This is a genomic window from Paraburkholderia strydomiana (assembly GCF_031456815.1).
GTDB classification, from domain to species: Bacteria; Pseudomonadota; Gammaproteobacteria; order Burkholderiales; family Burkholderiaceae; genus Paraburkholderia; species Paraburkholderia caledonica.
This window is the reverse complement of record NZ_JAVDVL010000005.1, coordinates 466280-485737: the sequence shown is the minus strand read 5'-3', so window position 1 is coordinate 485737 and position 19458 is coordinate 466280. Positions and strand designations below refer to the sequence as shown.

15 protein-coding genes are annotated in these 19458 nt (G+C 62.1%); 4 read left to right on the top strand and 11 right to left on the bottom strand.

Going from position 1 to position 19458, the window contains the following annotated elements:
• Positions 1–72: 72 nt before the first annotated feature.
• Positions 73–699, bottom strand: a complete 627-nt coding sequence (locus tag J2W46_RS17235; RefSeq protein WP_310065200.1) for a PilZ domain-containing protein — start codon at positions 697–699, stop codon at positions 73–75.
• A gap of 517 nt (positions 700–1216) precedes the next feature.
• Positions 1217–2185, bottom strand: a complete 969-nt coding sequence (locus tag J2W46_RS17230) for a Dyp-type peroxidase (protein ID WP_310355211.1) — start codon at positions 2183–2185, stop codon at positions 1217–1219.
• A gap of 553 nt (positions 2186–2738) precedes the next feature.
• Here J2W46_RS17230 and J2W46_RS17225 point away from each other — a divergent pair.
• Positions 2739–2915, top strand: coding sequence for a hypothetical protein (locus J2W46_RS17225; RefSeq protein WP_165572661.1), 177 nt, complete (start codon positions 2739–2741; stop codon positions 2913–2915).
• Between the two features lie 63 nt (positions 2916–2978).
• Here J2W46_RS17225 and J2W46_RS17220 read toward each other — a convergent pair whose 3' ends face one another.
• Both J2W46_RS17220 and J2W46_RS17215 read right to left on the bottom strand, forming a co-directional pair.
• Positions 2979–4226 carry an ATP-binding protein gene (locus J2W46_RS17220; protein ID WP_310355209.1) on the bottom strand — a complete coding sequence of 416 codons (1248 nt, stop codon included), beginning with the start codon at positions 4224–4226 and terminating at the stop codon, positions 2979–2981.
• On the bottom strand, positions 4210–4950 hold the full coding sequence (locus J2W46_RS17215) for a response regulator (RefSeq protein ID WP_310355254.1): 741 nt from the start codon (positions 4948–4950) through the stop codon (positions 4210–4212). Before J2W46_RS17215 ends, J2W46_RS17220 begins: the two co-directional genes overlap by 17 nt.
• A gap of 338 nt (positions 4951–5288) precedes the next feature.
• Between J2W46_RS17215 and J2W46_RS17210 the strand changes: the two genes are divergently transcribed.
• Genes J2W46_RS17210 through J2W46_RS17200 form a run of 3 tightly spaced genes read left to right on the top strand, consistent with a single transcriptional unit; the run spans position 5289 to position 11218 of the window.
• Positions 5289–6530 carry an efflux RND transporter periplasmic adaptor subunit gene (locus J2W46_RS17210; protein ID WP_310355207.1) on the top strand — a complete coding sequence of 414 codons (1242 nt, stop codon included), beginning with the start codon at positions 5289–5291 and terminating at the stop codon, positions 6528–6530.
• Between the two features lie 12 nt (positions 6531–6542).
• The gene (locus tag J2W46_RS17205) at positions 6543–9752 is read left to right on the top strand and encodes an efflux RND transporter permease subunit (protein WP_310355204.1); all 3210 of its coding nucleotides are present in this window, start codon (positions 6543–6545) and stop codon (positions 9750–9752) included.
• On the top strand, positions 9749–11218 hold the full coding sequence (locus J2W46_RS17200) for an efflux transporter outer membrane subunit (protein ID WP_310355203.1): 1470 nt from the start codon (positions 9749–9751) through the stop codon (positions 11216–11218). The genes J2W46_RS17205 and J2W46_RS17200 overlap by 4 nt, the downstream gene beginning before the upstream one ends.
• A gap of 656 nt (positions 11219–11874) precedes the next feature.
• Here the strand turns inward: J2W46_RS17200 and J2W46_RS17195 are convergent.
• The 7 genes from J2W46_RS17195 to J2W46_RS17165 all read right to left on the bottom strand — a co-directional run bounded on the left by J2W46_RS17195 (position 11875) and on the right by J2W46_RS17165 (position 19434).
• Positions 11875–13026 (bottom strand): branched-chain amino acid ABC transporter substrate-binding protein, encoded by a 1152-nt coding sequence (locus tag J2W46_RS17195; RefSeq protein ID WP_310355201.1) that lies wholly within the window; start codon positions 13024–13026, stop codon positions 11875–11877.
• Between the two features lie 41 nt (positions 13027–13067).
• Positions 13068–13478, bottom strand: coding sequence for a cupin domain-containing protein (locus J2W46_RS17190; RefSeq protein ID WP_310355199.1), 411 nt, complete (start codon positions 13476–13478; stop codon positions 13068–13070).
• A gap of 194 nt (positions 13479–13672) precedes the next feature.
• A complete protein-coding gene (locus tag J2W46_RS17185; RefSeq protein ID WP_131319178.1) occupies positions 13673–14674 on the bottom strand; it encodes a LysR substrate-binding domain-containing protein in 1002 nt (333 codons plus the stop codon).
• A gap of 186 nt (positions 14675–14860) precedes the next feature.
• A complete protein-coding gene (locus J2W46_RS17180) occupies positions 14861–15631 on the bottom strand; it encodes a pyrroline-5-carboxylate reductase (protein WP_310355197.1) in 771 nt (256 codons plus the stop codon).
• 67 nt (positions 15632–15698) lie between these two features.
• Positions 15699–17192 carry an aldehyde dehydrogenase gene (locus J2W46_RS17175; protein ID WP_310355196.1) on the bottom strand — a complete coding sequence of 498 codons (1494 nt, stop codon included), beginning with the start codon at positions 17190–17192 and terminating at the stop codon, positions 15699–15701.
• Between the two features lie 17 nt (positions 17193–17209).
• The gene (locus J2W46_RS17170) at positions 17210–18541 is read right to left on the bottom strand and encodes an NAD(P)/FAD-dependent oxidoreductase (protein WP_310355194.1); all 1332 of its coding nucleotides are present in this window, start codon (positions 18539–18541) and stop codon (positions 17210–17212) included.
• A gap of 5 nt (positions 18542–18546) precedes the next feature.
• Positions 18547–19434, bottom strand: a complete 888-nt coding sequence (locus J2W46_RS17165; protein WP_310355193.1) for a dihydrodipicolinate synthase family protein — start codon at positions 19432–19434, stop codon at positions 18547–18549.
• Positions 19435–19458 lie beyond the last annotated feature (24 nt).

Below are 19458 nucleotides of genomic sequence, written 5' to 3'. Positions count from 1 at the left end.
GACAGGGGGCGCCTCGGCTGCGTGAGGTAGGTCTTATATTGCGAGGAGCATGTCTGTCGACGAACGTCACCTTTAGAATGCGGTTCCCGTGGCCATCTCGAAGATGAAGTCCTTGAGCAGGACCTTGGCTTCGTCGGTGCGCGCGCCGAACTCGGCACCGACCAGCACGCCGTCTTTTTTGCGCCTGACGTTTCTGGCGACGCAATTCCATAGCACAGCGTGCGTCTTGCCATCTGTCGGTAAACGCAATGCGAGCTTGAAGTGCTCCCCGGGCATCAGGGCGGTATCGCGCAATGACAATTGAAGACCATCGATGCTGACGTTGACGACAGTCGCATCGTATCCCGCGGCGACGGCATCGTTGCGAATGACGCGAGCGGCCACCCTGGTCTCGACGCGACGATGGCGCCTCACCCTGTGTTTGACCACCTTCTCCGGATGCGCGAGCACTACAAGATCGGAGGGAGCCGCGTGCCGTGCGGTCACCCGTGTGCCGAACGTGTACACGTCTCGCCCGAATATCATTTTTGCCTGGACGACGACCCCAGGTTGCAGCAGCTCATCATCCTTTGGCGCTGTGACGATCAGCGCACTCCCCTTGACGGTGCCGACATACGCAGTTTGCACCGAACGTTTGTCCGCGCCCTCCACTGTGAGCTGCAAGCAATCGAGTGCCTGGGTCAGCGCGGGAAAGTCCACGGTGATTGCAGTAGCGGCGCTCGGCGCTGGACGATGGTTCGCGCTCGAAATCAGTATGCTGCGCGCGGACCCGCTCCCGTTTCGTGCGCCCGGCCCGTTGTCGTCGCGATATGCGCCGACATCGAAAAGGCGCTCAAGCTGCGCCTCGGAACTGATGCAGCAGCCCCGGTTCAGGAGCAGTCTGCCATTAGCCGTGTAAATCGAAAATCTGATGGGTGCACCCAGTTGGACGTCCCCTCTGCAGACTTGGACAAAGGCCATTGTGATCGACGGTATGAGTTGGACAAGTGGACTTCGCGCCGTTGCTTCGCGGCGGCTCGAATCATCGCGAGTCACCGGACTGTATCGCGGCACTTGAATCACAAACGTGCGCCAACGCTCTTCCGTCACACAAATCTCACGGACCCCGCGCCCTTTCCGAAGTCGATCCGCCCGCCCCCCTCCTCCGCAATGATGTTTTCCGGGCTCGATCAGAAAGATCCTGCTGCTCGAAAGACGCTTCGCTGGAGGCAGGCGGCTAAGATGAACTTCCGCCTGCCAGCGTGGCCAACCTCGATCGGGAGGGAGCAAAGAAGGTCGTACCGGTATGTGCCGTGGAGAAGTCCAGAAGCCTGTCATATGCGCCCGCCGGAACGCCCACGAACATCCGCTGCAGCATCTTCTCGATCACCCACAAATGCCGGGTGTATCCGATGAAGTAGGTGCCAAACTCGCCGTGGCCGGCGCGACCGAAAGGCATGTTGTCGCGCAAGATATCGTGCTCGTTGCCATCCTCATCGACGATGGTCGCCAGCGTCTTGTGCGACTTGCGCGGGGCATCGTCGTCATCGATTTCGATATTGTCGATCTTGGTTCGGCCGAGGATTTTCTCCTGCAAGTCGGTCGAGGTTTCGCCCCAAGCCGCAAGATCATGCAGATATTTCTGCACCACGACATAGCTGCCACCAACAAAGTCGGAATCTTCGTCGCCGACAAGCGCGGACTGACCAATCTCGTGTCCGACCGGGTTGGCAGTGCCGTCCACGAAGCCAAGCAGGTCACGAGCATCGAAGTATCTGAAACCCGAAACCTCGTCGATCATCCTCACCGCCGACCCGAGGGTTCGAAGCAGGATTCGCTCGAACTCAAAGCAGAAATCTGGCCGTTCGGCACGAATGTGAAAGAGGAGATCGCCTGGCGTAGCCGGCGCCTTGTGCCGCGTGCCTTCAACCGCGGCGAACGGCTTCAGTTCGCGAGGCTTCGTGGGCGCACCCATGCGATCCCACAGCTCGCTACCGATCCCGACGATGCAGGACAGCCGGGCGGAGAGGTCGCGAAATCCCACGGATTTCACGAGGTCGTCGATCCCGCCGAGCAAATCGCGAACCTTGGCGAGGGCGTCGGCCCCCTCGTTCACACCGACCACAAGAAAGATCGCGGCCTGCGAAAGCGGTGCCTCGATACTCTGGGCGTCGATTGGCACCCGATCCCAAGCATGTCCTGTCATATCCACTCCGTTGTTGTGACGCCGCGGCCGTGTCGACCACGGACCGCGCGCTTCTAACCCTCTACCCAGAAAGCAGACCATCCGACGCAATGGATCGCGATTTCGAGCTTCACCCGCCAGACGCTCAAACGCAGACGTCCGGCGCGGCATATCGCGCTGGCAGACGTCTAACGCGGCCGCGTTTGCCATTACGTGTATTGGGGCAAACCGTAGAGGTTAGCGATATCGCCGTCAAGTAGGACGGTCGGTGGCCCTTAAGGCGGCCAGCCGGCTTGCGCCGAAGATCTCCTTACACCAGCTTCCATATCCAAACAAAGCGTGAACGCGCGAACGCCCTTCTCCCCTGCACAGAAAACGCCCTGCATGCCCCATGCAACGTGCATTTTGACCTCCACGCGCGCCATACAAAGCGGCGTCTTTCGGGCGCGGGTTGTAACGGCTCCGTAAAACATGATCTTTCGTGGATTGGTAACTTCCCCACTGACACGCGGCGTCGCAGTTCCGCTTGCAGGCCGCAGCGCCGCGTGACCGTAGATCCATTGAAGGAGGAAGTATGAAGAAGCTGTTGGCAATCGCGGCGCTGGCCGCCCTGAGCGCAACCCTGAGTGGATGCTGGTGGGGGCCGCCTCCGGGTGGCGGCGGCGGTCCCGGTGGCGGTGGCCCCGGCGGCGGCCATGGCGACGGTCCGCATGGCGCGATCGTGGTCCCGGGACACGTCGCGCAGGGCTGACGCCAATCGGCGCACAGCGTGAGTCGAAGAAGGACGGTCAGAAGCATGACCGCCCTTTTTGCGTCAGGCGGGGAAAGTCATCGACACGACGAACCCGCCGTCGGCTGCATTGTCCGCATGAAAAACGCCGCCGTTGTATCGCACGAGTCGCCGCACGATCGCGAGACCGAGGCCGCAATGGGCGTCGCCGCTGCGGGCTTCGTCCAGTCGTACGAACGGTTGCAATGCGCGCTCCAGTTGCCCGCCCGGAATTCCGCCGCCGTGATCGCGAACCGTCAGCGTGTAGTGTCCGTTGTGCCGCGACGTCGAGATCTCGACCGGTGGTTCGCCGTACGTCAGCGCGTTCTCGATCAGATTAGTGAGTATCCGGTCGAGATCGACGAGCGGCAAGCCAAAGCCGTCGCCCGCCTGGAGGTCGAGACGCACCAGTGCGTCGTCTTCGAGACTGTCGCCGTAATGGCGGCGGCAATGCGCGTCCACGCTCGTGGGCGGCGACCTGTCCGCGCTCTCGCGCGCGAAATCAAGAAACTGCGTGACGATGCGCGACAACGACTCCGCGTCGCGCAGAAAGCCGCTGCGGTTTGCTTCGTCCGGCAGCAAATCCGCGCGCACCTGCATCCGCGTGATGGGCGCACGCAAGTCATGCGCGACGCCTGCGAGCATCACCGCCCTCTCCTGTTCGGCCTGTGCAAGCGCATGCACCATCTGGTTGAAATCGTCGATGAGTCCCTTCACTTCGCGCGGACCGCTCGCGGGCACCACCGGCGCGCGATGCCCCAGACGAAATTCGCGCGCCGCAATCGCGAGGCGATGCAACGGCCGTTGCAAATACCATGCACCGATCAGCGCAAGGATCACAGCGAACACCAGCATCATCGCGGACGCGCTGATAAAACGGCGCGCGGGCAGCATCGACCTTTCGAGTTTGAGCCAGCCTGCGTTGCCGGCATAGCGCACCCAGACATTGCCGCTTTCCGGGTCCGCGACCACTGCGCTGCCTGGCGGCAGCTTCGCGCGCAACGCGTTCTGGAACGGGCCTGTCGTGTCCTGGCAAGGTGCGGGGCAGCCATACGGGATTGCATTGTCCGCGTTGATGACCGACACGCCGAGCGCCGCCGAGACCTGCGAAGCGGTAACCGCGCCGTCGCGCTGCGACTGAACGGCGAGCAGCAGCGCGCGCTGCGCGTGCCCCGTATCGATCTGGCCACGATCACGGTCCACGAGCACGAGCGAGGTGAGATGGACAATGACGATCAGACCGACCGTCATCAACGCGAGCTGACCAAACAGCGTATTAAAGGGATTTTTCATCGTCGCTGCTGCCGGGCACGAACATATAGCCGATGCCGCGTACGGTCTGGATGCGTCTTGGGTTGGCGGGGTCGTCTTCGAGCAGGCGGCGCAGCCGCCACACGGGCACGTCTATACCGCGCTCGGTCACTTCCGAGTGCGGGCCGTGCAACAGGTCGACGAGTTTCGATCGCGACAGCGTTTCCATTGGATGCTGCGCAAGCACTTCAAGCAACGCATATTCGCTACCGGTCAGCTTGAGCGGCTCGTCCTTGCGAAACAGCGTACGGCTCGCAAAGTCGAGACGAAAACTGCCGAAGCGCAGCGCTTCGCGCTTCTCCACCGGCGTGGTGGCCGGCGCTGCCGGTTGCGCATGCCGCCGCAGCACCGCATGAATGCGCGCGAGCAATTCCTGCGGCATGAAGGGCTTGCCGAGGTAATCGTCGGCGCCAAGCTCGAGACCGATCACCCGGTCTACGCCCTCCGCGCGCGCCGTCAGCATGATCACGGGAATCGTGTCGCCGCTCGCGCGTAGCTGGCGCAACGCGCTGAGGCCGTCCACGCCCGGCATCATCAGATCGAGCACGACGATGGACGGCCGTTCGCGTTCCAGCCGCCTCGCCAGTTGATTGGCGTCGTGCAATACCGAGATTTCAATGCCGCGTTGCTGAAAGAAGGTTCGCAGCAGGTCGCGAAGGTCGGAGTCGTCGTCGACCAGTAACACCTGGATGGGCGTGTCTGACATGGCTGAGCCCTGCTCGATGATTACGTTGGCGGACAGCGCAGCGCGCTCGCCCGTCGTAGCGAAATATAGCGAATCGCGCAACGCAGGCGGTTTCGGATTCTTCTGCAAGCTTACAGTCTATTACTGCGCCGCTCGCCATTTCGCGGCCATCCCCCATCAAGCGAGCGTTTGCGCGCGTTGCGTTACAGCTCGTAATGCATGCCTAAGCCACCGTAAGACGCCTCTCATTACTCTCTGGGCCATCCCTTGCCGCTGGTGCGGCGTTGCGTGGCTCCTATCGAACCGGCGACGCATGCCAGACGGTCCTTTGTCGAATTCAGTCGGAGGATGCCCAGAGCATGCCAACATTGTTCCACCCGTATGCATCGGCGGTGCGCGCACCCCGCTTCGCGCTTCTTGCCGCGACGGTTGCCGCCGCGACGCTGATGCTGGCGGCTTGCGGCGACAACGCGCCGCACGGTCCGCCGCAAACGACACCCGAGGTCGGTGTCGAAACCATCAAGCCGCATACCGTCGTCTCGAACACCGAACTGTCGGGCCGGCTGTCGGCCATTCGTGTCGCCGAAGTGAGGCCGCAGGTCGAAGGCATCATCCGAAAGCGCCTGTTCACCGAGGGTTCGCAGGTCGCGGCCGGGGCAGTGCTTTATCAGATCGACGCAACCAGCTATCAGGCCACCTACGATCAGGCGATCGGCACGCTGGCAAAAGCCGTCGCGACCGCCAACGCCGCGCAAACCAAAGCCACGCGCTACGCCGAGCTATCGAAGATCCAGGGCGTGAGCCGTCAGGACTACGACGACGCCGTGGCCGCGCTCGAAGAGGCCAGGGCCGACGTACTTGCAGACCGCGCCGCATTGAAAACCGCCGCGATTAACCTTGGCTACACCAAGGTCGTCGCGCCCATCTCGGGGCGCATCGGCAAATCGAATGTGACCGAAGGCGCGCTTGTCACCGCGGAACAAACCACCGCGCTCGCCACCGTGCAGGCGACGAGCGAGATGTATCTCGATGTCACGCGTTCTTCCGCCGACTGGCTGCGCTTGCAGAAGGAATTCGCGAGCGGCCAGTTGCAGCCGTCGGGCGCCGACGGCGCCGTGGTCCATCTCGTGATGGAAGACGGCAGCACCTATGCGCGCGCAGGCAAGCTGCTGTTCTCCGACATCACCGTCGACGCTACGACCGGCTCCGTCACGCTGCGCTGCGTGTTTCCGAACCCGGACGGCGTGCTGCTGCCCGGCATGTTCGTGCGCGCGCGGCTCGAGGAAGGCGTGAACCACCAGGCGATCACAGTGCCGCAAATCGCGGTCTCGCGTGCATCCGACGGCTCGGCGAGCGTGCTCACGGTCGGCGCGGACAACAAGGTCGCGCAAACGCCCGTTACCGCGGATACCGCGTCGGGCTCGGACTGGATCGTCACGAACGGCCTGAAGGCAGGCGACCGCGTAATCGTGAGCGGCTCGCAGCAGGCGCGCACCGGCGCGGTCGTGAAGCCGGTCGAGGCATCGGTCGAGATGCCGGCGACGCCCGGCGCGCCCGCCACCGCGGGCAACGCAGCCGCCGCGTCCGCCGCCCACAGCTAAAGCGAGAATCTCATGGCAGGTTTCTTTATCAACCGACCGATCCTCGCGTGGGTCATCGCCATTGTCATCATGATGATTGGCGGCGCCTCCATCGAGACCCTACCGGTCGAGCAATATCCGAGCGTTGCGCCGGCTTCCGTACAGATCACGGCGACGTATCCGGGTGCGTCCGCCGAGACCGTCGCGACGACCGTAACGCAGGTGATCGAGCAGAAACTGAGCGGCATCGACCATCTGCTCTATATGTCGTCGACGAGCAGTTCGGTCGGCCAGGCGCGCATCACGTTGACGTTCCAGCAAGGCACCAACGCGGACATCGCGCAGGTCCAGGTGCAGAACAAGGTCGAGCAAGCGACCTCGTCGCTGCCCGAGACCGTCCAGGAGCAAGGCGTTCAGGTCGCGAAGGCGGCCAACTCGTTCCTGATGATCGTGTCGCTCTCGTCGAGCGACAACAGCATGAGCTCCATCGACCTCGGCAACGTAATCGCGACGCAGATCGAAGACCCGCTCACGCAGATCGACGGCGTCGGCGACGTTACGCTCTTCGGCGCGCAACACGCCATGCGCATCTGGCTCGATCCGGTGAAACTGCAGGCAGTCGGCCTCGCCACCAGCGACGTCACCACCGCAATCACGAATCAGAACGTGCAGCTTTCCGTCGGCCAGATCGGCGGCTCGCCGTCGACTAAAACGCAGGCATTGAACGCGACGATTTCCGCGTCGAGCCTGCTGACCACGCCTGAGCAATTCGGCGCGATCCTGCTGCGCGTGAATAGCGACGGTTCGAAAGTAATGTTGAAGGACGTCGCGCGTATCGAGGTCGGCGCCGACGACTACAGCACCGACTCGCGTTTGAACGGCAAGCCCGCCGCATCGCTCGCGGTCAAGCTCGCAAGCGGCGCGAACGCCATGAGCGTGGCCAAGGCCGTGCGCGCGAAGCTCAACGAACTGAGTCCGCAACTGCCGCGCAATGTCGTCGTCGACTACCCGTACGACACCACGCCGTTCGTGCGCATCTCGATTGAAGAAGTGGTCAAGACGCTGATCGAAGCGGTGCTGCTTGTCTTCGTCGTCATGTACGTGTTCCTGCAGAACCTGCGCGCCACACTGATTCCGACGATCGTGGTGCCCGTCGCGTTGCTCGGCACATTCGGCGTCATGTCGGCGGTGGGCTTCTCGATCAACGTGTTGTCCATGTTTGGCATGGTGCTGGCAATCGGCTTGCTGGTGGACGACGCGATCGTGGTGGTGGAAAACGTCGAGCGTCTGATCGCGGAAGAAGGCCTCTCGCCGATCGAAGCCACGCGCCGTGCAATGGAGCAGATCACCGGCGCGCTGATCGGCATTACGACCGTGCTGATCGCCGTGTTCATTCCGATGGCGTTCTTCTCCGGAACGACGGGTGCGATTTACCGGCAGTTCTCGATCACGATCGTTGCGGCGATGCTGCTCTCCGTGTTTCTTGCGTTGACGCTCACGCCCGCGCTGTGCGCGACGCTGCTCAAGCGCTCCGACGTCGAGCATCACGCGAAGCGCGGCCTGCTCGGGTGGTTCAACCGCGTGCTCTCGCGCGGCACGGACCGCTACGATTCGGCGGTCGCGCACGTAATCGGCAAGCCGATGCGCTACATGGTGATCTACGCGTTGATCGCGGGGGTAGTCGCGCTGCTGTTCATGAAGCTGCCGTCGTCGTATCTGCCTGACGAAGACCAGGGAACCATCATCACGTCGGTCTCCGCCCCGGTCGGCACGCCCGCCTCGCAGACGCTCGAAGTGGTGAAGAAGGTCGAGGCTTACTATCGCAGCCAGCCGGAAGTGGACCAGCTCATCACGCTGACGGGCTTCAGTTTCAACGGCTCGGGACAGAACAATGCGCTCGCCTTCGTCAAGTTGAAGGACTGGAGCGCGCGGCGCGGCAGCAACGGGTCGGCGGCTGCGATGATCCAGCGCGCGAACATGCACTTCGCAGCGTCGCACGAAGCGCAGGTTTTTGCCGTCAATCCGCCGGCGATTCAGGAGCTCGGCACGCAGAGCGGCCTCGACTTCGAACTGGAGGACCGCGCGGGCCAGGGCCACGACAAGCTGATGGCCGCGCGCCAGCAATTGATGGCACTCGCGGCCAAAGACAGCGCGTTGTCCGGGATGCGGCCAGGCGGTCTGGAAGACACCCCGCAGTTCCATGTCGACATCGACCGTGAAAAGGCGAGCGCGCTCGGGCTTTCCATTGCCGATGTGAACGACACGCTGCAGACGGCGTTCGGCTCGTCGTACGTGAACAACTATGTCGATACCGGGCGCATCCAGAAGGTGTACGTGCAGGCCGATGCGCCGTACAGGATGATGCCGTCCGACGTGGGACGCTGGTATGTGAAATCGGGTACGAGCAGCACATCCAGCAGCACATCCGGCAGCACATCCAGCAGCAGTTCCGCAAGCACCGCAAGCACCAGCACGACCAGCGGCTACGACGGCCAGATGGTGCCGTTCTCCGCATTTGCGACGGGCAAGTGGACGTTCGGGCCGCCGCAGATCGAACGCTTCAACCGCACGCTTGCAATGGAAATGACCGCTCAGACCGGCGCGAATGCCAGCACCGGCGAGGCGATGACGGCCGTGGATGCGCTCGTGAAGAAACTGCCGGCGGGCTATGGCATCGACTGGACGGGTCAGTCATATCAGGAACGCATGGCCGGTTCGCAAGCCATCTACCTGTATGCGATTTCGTTGATCGTCGTGTTCCTCTGTCTTGCGGGCTTATATGAGAGCTGGTCCATTCCGATTGCGGTGATTCTCGTGGTGCCGCTCGGCGTGCTGGGCGCGGTGCTCGGCGCGCATATTCGCGGCCTGTCGGACGACATCTATTTCAAGGTCGGTCTTCTCGCGACGATCGGGCTCTCCACGAAAAACGCGATCCTGATCGTCGAATTCGCGAAAGATCTGCAAGCGCAAGGTAGCAGCCTGATCGAGGCGACCATCGAAGCCGCGCGTTTGCGTCTGCGTCCGATTTTGATGACGTCGCTCGCCTTCGTGTTCGGCGTGTTGCCGCTTGTCATCAGCACGGGCGCCGGGTCGGCGAGCCGGCATGCGATCGGCACCGGTGTGATGGGCGGCATGATTGCCGCCACGGTTCTCGCGATCTTTTTCGTGCCGGTGTTCTTTGTGGTCGTGCGCCGCCTGTTCGGCGAGCACGGCGACGCCCAGCAACAGGAAGGTGTTGAATGATTAAACTCAAAGTCGGTGCATGCGCGGTCACATGCGCGGTCACATGCGCGCTCGCGCTGCTGACGGGCTGCACGCTCGATCCGCACTATGTTCGGCCCGCCGCGCCTATTCCGGCAGCCTATCCGGAAGGCGACGCATATGAGAGCACGACCGCAGCGAAAGCCGCAGCCGATGCGGGCGCGAGCGGGTCCCTGGCAGCCTCTGCAGCGACGCCGAGCACGGCACCGCTCGCCGTCGACACCGCATGGCGCAGCTTCTTTCGCGACGAGCGTCTGCAACGATTGATCGAAATCGCGCTCGCCAACAATCGCGATCTGCGCGTCGCGGCGCTGAACGTGGCCGAGTACGAAGCCCAATACCGGATCACGCGCGCTGCCCTTGCGCCGTCCATTACGGCAAGCGGCAACATGACTCGCGAGCGCACGCAAGGCGCCATTGCAAGTTCGAGCGATGTCAGCGTCGGGACGACGTCGTGGGAAATCGACTTCTTTGGACGCCTGCGCAGTTTGAAGCGCCAGGCGCTGGAAAACTATCTCGCAACAGATGCATCGCGGCAAAGCACGCAAATCAGCTTGATCGCGACGGTGGCGAGCGACTATCTGACATTGCTCGCTGACGAGCGCCTGCTGCAATTGACAGAAGACACCGTCAAGTCGGATCAGGCCACCTACGATGTCACGAAGCGCGTGCAGGAACTCGGCAATGCATCGCTGCTCGACGTGCAGCAGGCGCAGAACTCGCTGGCGAGCGCAAAGGCGAATCTCGCGTCGTACCGGCGCGCTGTCGCGCAAGACCGCAACAACCTCTCGGCCGTGCTCGGCGCGCCGATTCCCGACAACCTGCCTCCCGCGCGCAAGTTCGACGACGAGTCCATGTTCGCAGACATCGGTGCAGGCGTTCCGTCGCTGCTGCTCACCCGTCGGCCGGACATCGTGCAGGCAGAGCATGCGTTGAAGGCGGCGAACGCAAACATCGGTGCGGCGCGCGCAGCGTTTTTCCCGAAGATCGAACTGACGGCGACCGCAGGTACGTCGAGTTCGACGCTGTCGAATCTGTTCAAGGCGGGCACCGGCGCGTGGGCGTTCGCGCCGAGCGTATCGGTGCCAATCTTCGATTACGGCAGCAACAAGGCATCGCTCGATGTCGCCAGAATCGAAAAGCAGATCGAGGTCGCGGACTACGAAAGCGCGATCCAGACGGCGTTCAAAGAGGTGTCGAATGCGCTGACGGCGCGGGCCACTTATGTGGATCAGATCAAGGCGGACCGCGAGTACGTCGCTTCGGCACAGAACTACTACACGCTTGCAGAAGCACGCTACAAGACGGGCACGGACAGCTTCCTCACCTTCCTCGACGCGCAGCGCACGCTCTACACTGCGCAGCAGCAACTGGCCACCGATATTCTCTCGCGGCAGTCCAACCTCGTGACGTTATACAAGGTGTTGGGCGGTGGCTGGGAGGGCTGACCCCGCGCATGTGCACGAATGGCTGCGAGCAGAAAGCCTGGACGACGGGTTTTTCAGAGCGGCAACTTTCTACGCGCTGACGATGCCGCCCTGCGCCGCTGGCATTTTGCCGCCACGGCTTCGCGGTGGCGGCGCGACTGCGGGCGCCATTCTCGTGTCACTGCGACCGCACTGCCTCAGAAGCGCGCGCGGTAGATAGAACTATCGTCCCGGCGGCTTGGGAAGGTGCTTGGAATGTGAACCCGCAGCCTTCGCAGGCCCCTTGAGCAGACGGCGGGACGGCTAAGGTCGCGGGAGGATCCGATGTACGGGGAGCGGCAATCAGAAATCCACTCGACGTCAAAAAGATTGCGAGTAACAGGACAAATTCCATGAGCTTGCTCCTGTTGCACAACTGCCAGGTCGTTGGTCGATCGCTTCTTAAAGTTAGCCCACAGAATGTATCGGGCCAATAGGTCTTTGGCCTTATGCCAGAACCTGCCGCACCGCGACTTGCAGCCTCGGCCCGTTTAGATCGGAACATGCGCATGCTTAAAATAGCCGCTAAAGTAGTTCTTCGCGGCTCACGAAATCAATCGCATCGCTTGCGGCCAGCGAGCCGCGAGGATCTGATGACCGGAGGAAGTCGCAGGTTCGCATTATGTTGAGTTCCCTTTTTAGTTCGGTGGACTGATCGTCGTCACGGGTACCCATTTCGCGTTTTTCACCTGATACAGCGTCGAGGTCGGGCGCTTGAGATCACCGAATTCATCGAACTCGATCTTCCCCGTGATCCCATCGTATTTCGTGGCATGCAGAACTGGCATGAACACGTCCGGCTTCGCGGAGTTTGCCTGCTTCATCGCGTCGATAGCTACCCACGCGCAGTCGTATGCGAAAGGCGCATAAGTCAGCGTGTTCGCACCGAAGCGCTTCTTGAACTTCTCGGCGAAGGCCCTTCCCTGAGGCAGTGACTCCACAGGGCGGCCATACTCCCACGCCATCGCGCCTTCGGCCGCCGTACCCGCAACACTGATAAAGATGCTGTCGGCAATCCCGCCGCTGCCGACGAACTGCGCTCGCATCCCGAGCTGCTTCATGCGTTTGGTCACCAATGCCGCCTGATTGTTGAGCCCGGCGAAGTAAAGCAGGTCGGCATTCGCTGCCTTGATGGTCGTGAGTTGCGCATTGAATTCGACGGCTTTGTCGTTCGTAAATTCGGACGCGACTATCTTGCCGCCCGCCCCCTGCACCGCTTTCTTGAACTCGTCCGCTGCGCCTTGTCCGAAAGCCGTGCGGTCATCCATCACCGCAATGCGCTGGGCCTTGGTGACATTCACCGCATATTTCCCGGCGTTGCCGGAGTTCTGCGCGTCGGTGGCAATGATGCGGAACACGTTCTTGAGTCCTTGCCGCGTGATAGCAGGATTGGTTGCTGCAGGATCGATCAGCGGAATGCCCGCCTTGGCGAAGATCGGCGCTGACGGTAGTGCAACCCCCGAGTTGTAGTAGCCGACAACCGCCACCACGCCGTCGTCGACCAGTTTCTGCGCGACCTGCACGCCGATGCGCGGATCGCCCTGATCGTCGACGGAATCGAGTTCGAAACGCACTTCCTGTCCACCCAGCTTGATGCGCTGCGTGTTCGCCTCTTCAAGCGCGAGGCGCACACCGTTCTCGATGTCCTTGCCATTGGCCGCACCGTTACCCGTCAGCGGTGCGGAGACGCCTATCTTGACGACCTGCTGCCCACTGCAGACGTGACTCGCGAGGGTCAGCACGATGGCAGACAGCGCGAAGATGAAAAACTTGCGTGACCTATCGAGCATCGTTGGACTCCTGTTGGCGGCGTGCCACGCGTCGCCAGTTCTCAATCCGGTACGCCTGACACGATCGTCGAGCCGGTCTGAGAGACCACCAGCACCGTGCAGCCTTCCGCCGACGACGTGCTATGCCGCGAGCCGGCCGCGTAGCACACGGTGTTTCCTGGCAGGAAGTCGGTGCCGTCTTCGTCGGTGAATACGCCGTCGAGAATCATGATGAGTTCGGTCGAATCATGCCGATGCTCGACCGAGCGCGCGCCCGGCTGCAGGCGCATCCAGTAGCTGCTCCAGGCGCCGCCTTCGTCGTCGGCAACGGGAATCCACGAAAAGCCGGGCAGCACCGTGTCGCCGATCTTCATTGGGCGCCAGTCGCGCTCATCGATCGAATACCAGCGGCGCGCGCCTTTGACGTTCAGACCGAAAGGCACCATTTCATCAGTCAGTCGTACTGTCGTCATGTCATTTCGTTCCTGTAGCCGGGATGTGCGTCGCCGTTACGTGACGTTCGGTTTTCTGCCGCGACGGACGAGCGGCATCGCGCACGCGCCACTCGCCAGGCAATGGGCGATTCGCCGAATTTCTTTCTGAACTCGCGGCCCATACTCGCGGCCCATATGCGGTGCATCGGGAAAGCCGCAAGACGCGTCGCCGTTTATTTCGCCGCTTCCGTTTCAACGCTTCGCCATTCGCGCATCATCGTGGCGACTTCCTCGCCTAGCCATTCACGGAACTGCACATATTCGGGCCGCAGCTTCGCATTCTTGTGCGTGATCACATAGTGATGACGGTCGTGGAATTCGAGCGCGTCCTGCACGGGCCGCACCAAGCGGCCCTGCTCCACCTGTCGATGCACGAGATGATGCCAACCCAGCAGTGTGCCCTCGCCCGCCTCGGCCTGCGAAACCAGCAGCCGGTAATCGTTGCTCTCCAGATGCTCGTTATCGACCAGCCGGTCCGAACCGTCGCCTTGCTGGAACCAGTTGCGCCACACGCGCCAGTCGACATGCTCGCAAACCTGCGCTCGACCCAGCAGCGACAGATTCAGCGTGGGATGCGACAGCAGATCGAGCGGCTTCAACGACCGGTTGTGAAAATGCCGTTCATGAAACGACGGACTGCACACGGGATACACGACGTCATGAAAGAGCGGCTCGATTTCATACTCCGGCTCGCGCGGCGGATTCTTCGTGATGATGACGTCGGGCTGCATGAGCTCGTCGATCTCCATGAAGTGCTCGGTGACCATCACGTGCAAACGGATCTCCGGAAAACGCTTGCGAAACGCCGGTAGCCTGAACGACAGCCAAAGCGCCGAAAACGTATGCGAGACGCACACCGTCAGCGCGTGCCGGTCGGTGCGTCGCACGGCTTCAGCCGCTTCGGCGATGTTCATGATCGACAGATACGACGCGTTGTACAGAATGCGGCCGGCATCCGTCAGCGCGATATGTCTGCCTGTCCGCTCGAACAGCGCCACTTCGAGCGAATCTTCCAGTTCCTTGATCTGCCGGCTGATGGCGGCTTGCGTCACGCACAGCACTTCGGCCGCCTGCGTGAAGCTCTCGTATCGGGCAGCCGTGACAAAGCATCTCAGCGCCCGCAGGGAAGGCATCTGCGCGAGCAACCGGTCGGCGAACAACTGTTTCTTTTGCATGGCTTTCACCTGTGAAGCGGATGCGCAATGCGGGGGCGACGTGTCGGGCGGAGCGTTCCCGCGGAAAAAATAGTGTGCGAGTCTCGCTGGCAACTGGCAATGGCGGGCAACCCGAGTGCGTGGCGGCATACGCCCCGCCGCGCCCGCTCCCACGCCGCAATGGTTGTGTCCGACGATTATCCGTTGCTATGCGTTGCCCCTGATTCGCCGAAGCACGCCGTCGAGCGCTTCGTCGTAGTAAGCGTATGCCCCACGGCGGGAAAGCTCGGCGTACACCTGCTCGTTGATGCCGCCCGGCGTCATCGAATGCTCGACCATCTGCGAGAACGGCTGTACACCGCGGGTTGTGTCGTGAGCGAGTCCTACACAGTAGCCGGACAAAAAAGCCCGCGCGTCGGCATAGTCGATCCCCTGCTTTGCGAGCCACGACGCCTCAGTTTCGAGCACCGCGTAGAAGCTCGCCATCGTCGCCGTCACGGCGGACAGCGCGTCGAACTTGTCTTCACTGTCGACCTCGACGGCTTGACCGAGCGGCGCAAAGATCGCTCTGGCGATGTCGTCGGCGGGACAGATCGCGGTACTGCCTTTGCCCTCGGCGACAGCCGGCAACGGCACGGCGCGCGCGATCTTGCCGCTCGTGCGGACCAGGCCGCGCAACTGGTCGAGAGAAACGCCCGCCATAAAGCTGATGACGTGGTGACGCGCGTTGAATTCGAGTTCGCCCAGCACCTCGGCCGCGATTTGCGGCACGACGGCAAGACAGACGACATCCGAGTTATCCAGCACTTGCTGGTTGCTTTCGCAGACGTGGATACGCCCGTCGAGCGCCGCAAGCTCCGCCGCCGTTCGCTCGTTGCGCGGCGACAGCGATATCCGCTCGAACGGCACGCCGAATCTGAGCATGCCCTTCACGACCGCTTGTGTGATCGTGCCCGTTCCGATGAATCCAGCTCGCATGTGGCCTCGCGCAAATGTGATGCGTGCCCAACCTGCATGGCTGGGCTATCAGTGGTTTAGATCAGAGCTAGTCCAGCTTCAGCCAGGTGGTCTTCAACTCGCAATACTGGTCGTGAGCATAGACCGATTTGTCGCGGCCGCCGAAGCCCGATTGTTTGAAGCCGCCGAACGGCGTGGACTGATCGCCTTCGCCGAAGCAGTTCACCGTCACAGTGCCCGCACGAATCCGCGCTGCGATCTTGTGCGCGTGGTTCACGTTGTCGGTCCACAGCGAGGCGGCGAGGCCGTAGCAGGTGTCATTGGCAATGTGCACTGCTTCGTCGACATCCGCGTATTCGATGAAGCACACCACAGGACCGAATACTTCGTCGCGCGCAATGCTCATTTGCGGCGTCACGTTGTCGAAAATCGTCGGCTCGACGAACCAGCCGCCCGAGTCGGTCCGCGTCGCCTTGCCGCCACATACCAGGAGCGCGCCTTCCGCCCTCGCCTTTTCGATGTGCGCAAGCACCTTCTCGAAGTGCTTCTCTTCGATCAACGAACCGAGTTTGACGTCAGGGTCGAGAGGATCGCCCGTTTTCCAGCCTTCGAGTACGGCTAGTACTTTTTCGAGCAAGCTCGCCTTCAGCGACGATGGAACCAGAATGCGCGAGCCTGCGCTGCAGTTCTCGCCCATGTTCCAGAAGGCGGCGGCAACGGCCTGCTCCGCAACGGCATCGAGATTCGCGACATCGGGCAACACGACCTGCGGGTTCTTGCCGCCGCATTCGAGCACCACGCGCTTCAGGTTCGTGTCGGCTGAATAGTGAAGGAAGCGCTTGCCCGTTTCCGTCGATCCCGTGAACGCCACCAGATCGACGTCCGCATGACGGCCCAATGCCTGGCCCGCGCTTTCGCCGAAACCGGTCACGACATTCAATACGCCTGCGGGTAAGCCTGCTTCCAGCGCGAGATCGGCAATGCGCAGCGTGGACAACGAAGTCTGCTCGGCGGGCTTCACGATCACGCTATTGCCGACCGATAGCGCCGGGCCGATTTTCCAGGCAAGCATGAGCGCGGGAAAATTCCACGGCAACACCGCGCCGACGACGCCAATCGGTTCCCGCGTAATCATGCTCACGACGCTCGCGCCCGATGGCGACAGCGCATCGTATCGTTTGTCCGTGACTTCTGCGTGCCAGCGGATGCACGCGGCCGACTCGGGAATGTCCAACCCCAGGCATTCGCTGATCGGTTTGCCCGCTTCGAGTGCTTCGAGCAGCGCCAGTTCTTCCGCGTTATCGTCGATCAGTTGCGCGAGCCGTTGCAGCACGGCTTTACGTTGCGCGGGCGCGGCCTTCGACCACACGCCGGATTCGAATGCCTCGCGCGCCGCCGCGACCGCTCGGTCGACATCTTTTGTATCGCACTTCGCGATATCGGCGAGTACTTTTCCCGTCGAAGGATTGAGCGTCGCAAACGTCTCATTCGACGCAGCATTCGCGCGTTGTCCCGCGATAAACGCCCTGCCGTCGAGCGACAAGGCATCCGCTTTCTGTTTCCATTCCTGATACGTCATCATGTCCTGTCCTCACAGATTCAAAGCTCGGCCCCAGCCGAGAATTCCTTGACCCAGATCGCCGCCGATACCGCGACGTCGGCAATCGGACGCACGGGCAGCGAACGCGGATGCGGCTGATTCAAAAGCTGACGCACGAGATCGCTGGACTGGCCGAGCGCGTATTCGGCAATCAGCTTGCCCGACGCCGATCCTCTGCTCAGGCCCAGGCCATTGCAGCCGACCGCTTCGAAAACGCCATCGGCCCTGCGTCCGAACAACGCACCGTTATTCGCCGACAGGCATAACGGGCCGCCCCACGTGTATTCGAGCTCGACGTCTTTCAACATCGGAAAGCGCCGGTCGAACGAGCGTTGATGCAGATTCTTCGCTTTCGCCAGATCGGCTGGCGAAACCTCCAGATTCGGCCGGAACGCGAAGTGATTGCGCACGCAGATGCGGTCCGTGATCAAGCGGCGCACTGTCGAGCCCATCGGGTCGGCGGGAATCAGCGCCCATGAGCGCGCACCGCCGAGCCGCTGCACTTCTTCCGGCTTCATCACGCGCGTCATCGATGCGAACGTGTACACGGGCAGCAAGCCGTTCGGATGCCCGCCGAACGTCGCTGCGTAGGCGTTAGTGCAGAGAACCACGCGCTTTGCGACGATCTTCCCGCCGGCGAAGGTCAACACCTTCGCAAGCCCTTCGTCCTCTATCCGCTTCACTGCGCTCAACTCGAACACCTGCACGTTCGCAGGCAAGCTCGCGGCGAGGCCTCGCATCAACGCGGCGGGCTGCACCGTGCTGCATCCGGGCGTAAAGAGCGCGCCTTCGTAGAAGTCCGTGCCCGTTACCTTCGCGATGGCGGCTTCGTCGAGCCACTCGAAGGCTTCGTCGATACGTTCGAGACCTTCGGCGAAATGCGCGAGCGCCGCATGACCTTTCCGGTTCACCGATGCATGAAATTTTCCGTCGTCGCGCCAGTCGCACTCGATGTTGTGCTGCTTGACGATCGAGCGAACGTAGTCGATGCCGTGACGCTGAAAGCGAACGTCTGCCTTATCCGCTTCGACGCTGCGCGAATAGCTTTCGCTGCTGATGTCGTGCGGCAGATCGACGAAGAAGCCGGAATTGCGACCGGCCGTCGTGCGCCCGATACGGTCCGCCTCGACGAGCGCAATCGACGCATCGGGCGCCAGCTCGGCGAGACGCCGCGCCGCGCACAAGCCCGTGATACCGCCGCCGACCACCACCCAGTCATAGCGGCGCTCAGATGACACTGCAACCGCGGGCGCGGCTGGAGGCAGGCTCTCCCACCATCCGTTCACGCCATCCGATGCGGGAAACCGCGCGAATTCCAGTTTCGAGGTCATGCACGTTACTGAGCGTTAGACAGCAACGGACGGACGAGCTTCGCGAAGCCGCTGCGCTCGTTTTCATCGAGCGTGCCGAGCGGCGCGCGTGCGACGCCAACGGGCGTGCCCGCCAGTTCGCAGCCGTATCGAACGTATTGAATGAACTTGCCGCTGCGCTCCAGCAATTCGAGCACGGGCAGCAATCGCGCCATCAGCTTGCGGCCGGTTGCGAAGTCGCCATGCTTCACGCAGGCATCGAGCAGTGCCGTGTGCGCCTCGGGTAAAAAGTTGGATGCGCCGCCCACCCAGCTTTTTGCGCCCCAGACGAAGAACTCGAGCGCCTGGTCGTCCATTCCGCAGCTCAGTACCAGTCGATCCTTGAAATGCGTGGCGAGATGATGCAGATGCGAAATATCGCCTGTGCTTTCCTTCATCGCGATGAAGTTGGGCCGTTCGAGCAGTTTCGACAATACGTTGTCGCCGATGTCCGTGCCCGTGCGTGCCGGAAAGTTGTACAGCATGACGGGCATGTCGAGGCTGTCGTCCACCTTGAGCAGATGGCTCAGCAGTTCGTCCTGTGTAGGCTGTGCATAGTACGGCGCGGCAAGCAGAAGCGCATTCAGGCCCGCGCGTTTTGCTTCCTGGCCAAGACGGATCACCTCTTTCGTCGTCGTCGCGTTGATGCCCGCCGTCAGATACGTCTTGCCGCCCGCCGCTTCGGCGACGGTGTTGAACGTCTGCACGCGTTCGTCGAAACTCAATGCATAGTATTCACCCGTCGTTCCGCCGACCCCAAGACCCGAGACACGGCCCGCGAGATTCGCGGCGTGCTTGCCGAGCAAAGTGTGATCGATTTCGCCATCCGCCTTGAACGGGGTGACGAGCGGTGTGTGTACGCCCTCGAAGCTCATTTCGATTCTCTCTTGAGTAGTTGA

Coding starts and splice junctions, on each gene's coding strand:
- J2W46_RS17230 (WP_310355211.1), bottom strand. CDS start 2,185: ATGACAGGACATGCTTGGGATCGGGTGCCAATCGACGCCCAGAGTATC.
- J2W46_RS17225 (WP_165572661.1), top strand. CDS start 2,739: ATGAAGAAGCTGTTGGCAATCGCGGCGCTGGCCGCCCTGAGCGCAACC.
- J2W46_RS17220 (WP_310355209.1), bottom strand. CDS start 4,226: ATGAAAAATCCCTTTAATACGCTGTTTGGTCAGCTCGCGTTGATGACG.
- J2W46_RS17215 (WP_310355254.1), bottom strand. CDS start 4,950: ATGTCAGACACGCCCATCCAGGTGTTACTGGTCGACGACGACTCCGAC.
- J2W46_RS17210 (WP_310355207.1), top strand. CDS start 5,289: ATGCCAACATTGTTCCACCCGTATGCATCGGCGGTGCGCGCACCCCGC.
- J2W46_RS17205 (WP_310355204.1), top strand. CDS start 6,543: ATGGCAGGTTTCTTTATCAACCGACCGATCCTCGCGTGGGTCATCGCC.
- J2W46_RS17200 (WP_310355203.1), top strand. CDS start 9,749: ATGATTAAACTCAAAGTCGGTGCATGCGCGGTCACATGCGCGGTCACA.
- J2W46_RS17195 (WP_310355201.1), bottom strand. CDS start 13,026: ATGCTCGATAGGTCACGCAAGTTTTTCATCTTCGCGCTGTCTGCCATC.
- J2W46_RS17190 (WP_310355199.1), bottom strand. CDS start 13,478: ATGACGACAGTACGACTGACTGATGAAATGGTGCCTTTCGGTCTGAAC.
- J2W46_RS17185 (WP_131319178.1), bottom strand. CDS start 14,674: ATGCAAAAGAAACAGTTGTTCGCCGACCGGTTGCTCGCGCAGATGCCT.
- J2W46_RS17180 (WP_310355197.1), bottom strand. CDS start 15,631: ATGCGAGCTGGATTCATCGGAACGGGCACGATCACACAAGCGGTCGTG.
- J2W46_RS17175 (WP_310355196.1), bottom strand. CDS start 17,192: ATGATGACGTATCAGGAATGGAAACAGAAAGCGGATGCCTTGTCGCTC.
- J2W46_RS17170 (WP_310355194.1), bottom strand. CDS start 18,541: ATGACCTCGAAACTGGAATTCGCGCGGTTTCCCGCATCGGATGGCGTG.
- J2W46_RS17165 (WP_310355193.1), bottom strand. CDS start 19,434: ATGAGCTTCGAGGGCGTACACACACCGCTCGTCACCCCGTTCAAGGCG.